The 578-nt window shown below is 69.0% G+C and carries 1 protein-coding gene; it reads left to right on the plus strand.

Annotation, left to right across the window (positions count from 1 at the left end; genetic code table 11):
* Nucleotides 1–578 (plus strand): hydantoinase/oxoprolinase family protein (locus ACYVTD_RS15740; protein WP_461248635.1); only part of this gene is annotated, 578 nt, incomplete at both ends.

A 578-nucleotide genomic window follows, 5' to 3' on the forward strand; every position in this document is an offset into this window, starting at 1 on the left:
CGCTACTTCCCCAGCGTGTTCGGCCCGGCCGCCAACGAGCGGCTCGATGGCGAGGCCGTGCGGGCGCGCTTCGATGAACTGTCGGTGCAGACGGGGCGCAGGCCCGAGGAAGTGGCCGAAGGCTTCATCCGCATCGCCGTGCAGCAGATGGCCAACGCCATCAAGAAGATCAGCGTGGCGCGCGGCTATGACGTGACGCGCTACACGCTGCAGTGCTTTGGCGGCGCGGGCGGCCAGCATGCCTGCCTGGTGGCCGATGCCCTGGGCATGACCCGTGTGTTCGTGCATCCGCTGGCCGGCGTGCTCAGCGCCTACGGCATGGGCCTGGCGGACCAGACCGTCATCCGTGAACAGGCGATGGAGGTGGCGCTGTCTGCTGCGGCCTTGCCGCTGATCGCGGAGTCGCTGGATTCGCTGGGCGACGCGGCCAAGGCCGAGCTTGAGCGCCAGCAGGTCGGTGCCAGCCCCGTGCAGGTACGCTACAACGTGCATGTGCGCTATGAGGGCACGGATTCCGCCCTGGCCGTGCCCTTCGGCGGGCTGGACGACATCCAGGCGGCCTTCGAGTCGGCCTATCG

This window comes from Treponema sp. R6D11, assembly GCF_054786075.1.